This is a genomic window from uncultured Campylobacter sp. (assembly GCF_938018035.1).
In the GTDB taxonomy this organism is placed as follows: Bacteria; Campylobacterota; Campylobacteria; order Campylobacterales; family Campylobacteraceae; genus Campylobacter_B.
Genome location: NZ_CALIJF010000129.1, coordinates 1 through 3256, shown reverse-complemented (window position 1 = coordinate 3256; position 3256 = coordinate 1). Strand labels below are relative to the sequence as shown.

The window sequence follows — 3256 nt, the reverse complement described above, 5'->3', positions numbered from 1 at the left end:
GGGATCGACGCGCCGTACGGGCTAAGATCGCCCGGCTGGTGAAAGCCCGCTATCATATCGCGCGCGCCCTCGGCATTCGCAAAGGCGTCGTTTGTTGTCATAATGAGCTCGCCGTCAAAAGAAAACTGCTCGATCCCGCTAGCCCAATATATCCAAAAAAACCTGCATGCCACGCCGAATATATAAACCAGCGTCATGATCAGAAAAATATCCATACGGGAATATTCGCCGTTTGTAATTCTAAATTTTTGCATCTTTTTCCTTGATTTGCCGTTTGAAATACCGAGCGGCAGGGTTAAAATTTGCCTCTACAAATTTTACTCGCTTTATCACGTCCGCGCTAAATTTTAACGACATTGTTTAATTTGCGTTTATTATAGCAGAATTTATCGATATTAAAAGCAAAATTATAAAAATAACCGAAGTCAAGCCGTTTAGAATTTAAATTTGTGATATGCAATTTTGGCGACCACCAAAAAATACGATACATAAAGATAGAGATTAAAATGTAAACTAAATATCCAATATAAGGCAGATACAAAACAACACTAAGCCAATAAACATGCGTATATCTAGCATATTATAAATTCCATCTTCTGGGTGCGGAATGAACAAATATAGGACAATAAACATAACGAACGCTTTTAAAAAAATATATAATAACGTTTTATTCATAGGCATATATTTAGCGATCTATGCTATGGCTAAATAGCAGAAACAACCGGTCGTTGCAAGAAGCTTACGCCGAGCCGGTGGATTTTTGTAGTTTAGACAAAATTCTCGCCTAATACGCGTCGCACATAAATTTACAGACGGTTTTCGTGCGCAGATTAAGTATGATCGAGCTTAGGCATCTGCCGTCCTTGTTGCCGCTTAGCAGGCGCACGGCGTCGCCCTCTTTCCACTGCGTACTGTCGCCCTCGATCGTCCTGTAATGCGCGCCGTTAATAACAAGCGACTCGCCGCCCTTTAGAGTTTTGTCGATCTTTAGGTCGCTTGCGATCTGGCTTAGATCGCCTTTTAGGGCATTTGCGATTAGTTTTTCCTCGGCCTGCTCATGCGTCTTCATCGAGCTTTTGGCAAAGTCCGGCACCTGCATAGTTTCGGTCTGAGCCGAAGCAAACACGGCTAGCACGCAAGCGGCGTAAATCAATTTCATATTTTCTCCTCGGTTTTTTCAAAATTTCGGCGATTATAGCAAAGTTTACTTAAAAATTTCGGTCTAAATTTAGCTAGAGTTTAAATTTAAGAAACCGCTCGTCTGTTTAAAACAGAGCTGAACTCGATGGCAAATTATAAAATTTCGCCGCAATTTAAAATTTACTTATTAAAATACGCCACGAGCGCGCTTAGCCAAACAAATAGCGCGATGATCTAGGACATAGCCCACGGTATACCCGCAGAAAATATTACCAGCATTACACAAGAAAGAGTAAAAGCAAGCAATAATGATTCTTTATTAAGGCTATTTTATAGTCTTAATGGCATAAAGATTACACAGAATTCTATTCCTCAAATTTTCTTATCTTTATTACTATTTCGTCATTATCTTGACTTGCAGATGAAATTACGCCATTTTCATGTAATATTATACGCTCTTCCTCTTTTACATCGGGATAATTTTTCATTAATTGATAATCACCATAAAAGGCTATATATTTTATAACCTTTGATACAAATGGGGTACTAGAGATACTGTAAATAATAACACTGCTAGAAACAAAATGTGCAATTGACGCAATTAAAAATATCCCTGATATTCTGCAAAAGTATATTAGCTTTAATTCATATTTATGTTTAAATTTAGTCAAATTGGAACTTACCATATCTATTATCATGCCAACAATCATCGCTAAAAAAGCAATTACCATTAAAAAAATACAAGATAAGTAAACGGCTATAGGTATATAAAAAATAGAGGTCAAAATTTTTAAAGTAAAATCAAAATCTCTTACAGGCAAATATACGGTTTCAGCAATTAAATTTCTAGATATAAATTCTGCTAAAAAATAAGTTGAAACGTTTAGTAAAACCAAGAAAACTTTCACTAAGTTTACAACCCATTTCCTTTTCAATAAACTAAAACACCAGACTAAAATTCCTGCGCAGAATAATAATATACCAATTAAGAATAAAATAACAATAAATATATTATTTTGTATTTTAAACATTAATAATATTGAAAAGGATATTATAGAAATACCAAAAAAATAAAATTTAGCTTCAAGGCTTTCAAGCTCAAGCTTTAAACGATTTAATATTTTATTTATAATTTCAAGGATAAATCCCATGCTCACACCTCATACCTCTCGCCAGGCTTCATTTCGATTATCTCCCACGGCAAGCCCTGTTTATTTAGCTCGTCCATAAAAGGCTTGGCGTCGAAATTTTCCATATTAAAGACACCCTTGCCGCTCCAGATACCCTTTGCGACCATCATCGAGCCGATCATCGCAGGCACGCCTGTGGTGTAGCTAACGGCCTGTGCGCCCGTCTCAGCGTAGCAAGCCTCGTGATCGCAGATGTTGTAGATATAGACCTGGCGTTCTTTGCCATCTTTTAGACCGCGGATTACGCAGCCGATATTTGTTTTACCTTTCGTGCGAGGGCCAAGGCTCGCAGGATCAGGCAGCAGGGTCTTTAGAAACTGGATCGGAATTATTTTCACGCCGTTGTGCTCGACCTCGTCGATACGCAGCATGCCGACGTTTTCTAGGCATTTCATATGAGTTAGGTAGCTCTGCCCAAATGTCATGAAAAAGCGGATTCGCTTCAGCCCTTTGATGTTTTTTACTAAGCTTTCCAGCTCCTCGTGATAGAGCAGGTAGCTATCTTTGACGCCGACTTTTGGGTAGTTCCATTTGAACATTATTTCCATCGGCTCGGTCTCTTTCCACTCGCCGCGCTCCCAGTAGCGGCCTTTTGCGCTCACTTCGCGCAGGTTGATTTCAGGGTTGAAATTTGTCGCAAACGGATATCCGTGATCGCCCGCGTTGCAGTCTAGGATGTCGATCTCGCCGATCTCGTCAAAGAGATTTTGCTGTGCATAGGCGCAAAATACATTCGTCACGCCCGGGTCAAAGCCGCTTCCTAGCAGCGCCATCGTGTTTGCGGCTTTAAACTCGCCGTCCTTCGCCCACTGCAGCTTATATTCAAATTTCGCGGTGTCGGGGTGCTCGTAGTTTGCGGTGTCGATGTATGGGATGCCGGCGCGAGAGCACGCGTCCATCAGCGTTAGGTCCTGGTACGGCAGCGC

Annotated in this window: 3 protein-coding genes and 1 pseudogene; all 4 read right to left on the bottom strand. The window is 40.4% G+C overall.

Annotation, left to right across the window (positions count from 1 at the left end; genetic code table 11):
- A pseudogene (locus tag Q0257_RS03925) lies at positions 1 to 254 on the bottom strand (acetyltransferase); the annotation flags it as partial.
- A gap of 530 nt (positions 255 to 784) precedes the next feature.
- The gene (locus tag Q0257_RS03920; protein ID WP_298021800.1) at positions 785 to 1159 is read right to left on the bottom strand and encodes a hypothetical protein; all 375 of its coding nucleotides are present in this window, start codon (positions 1157 to 1159) and stop codon (positions 785 to 787) included.
- 346 nt (positions 1160 to 1505) lie between these two features.
- Positions 1506 to 2291 carry a hypothetical protein gene (locus Q0257_RS03915; RefSeq protein ID WP_298021797.1) on the bottom strand — a complete coding sequence of 262 codons (786 nt, stop codon included), beginning with the start codon at positions 2289 to 2291 and terminating at the stop codon, positions 1506 to 1508.
- A gap of 2 nt (positions 2292 to 2293) precedes the next feature.
- Positions 2294 to 3256, bottom strand: a 963-nt coding sequence (locus Q0257_RS03910) for a saccharopine dehydrogenase family protein (protein WP_298021794.1), incomplete at its 5' end; no start/stop codon positions are given.

Bases quoted from the DNA above. Each gene is read 5' to 3' on its own strand.
- Q0257_RS03920 (WP_298021800.1), bottom strand. From the start codon at position 1,159: ATGAAATTGATTTACGCCGCTTGCGTGCTAGCCGTGTTTGCTTCGGCT.
- Q0257_RS03915 (WP_298021797.1), bottom strand. From the start codon at position 2,291: ATGGGATTTATCCTTGAAATTATAAATAAAATATTAAATCGTTTAAAG.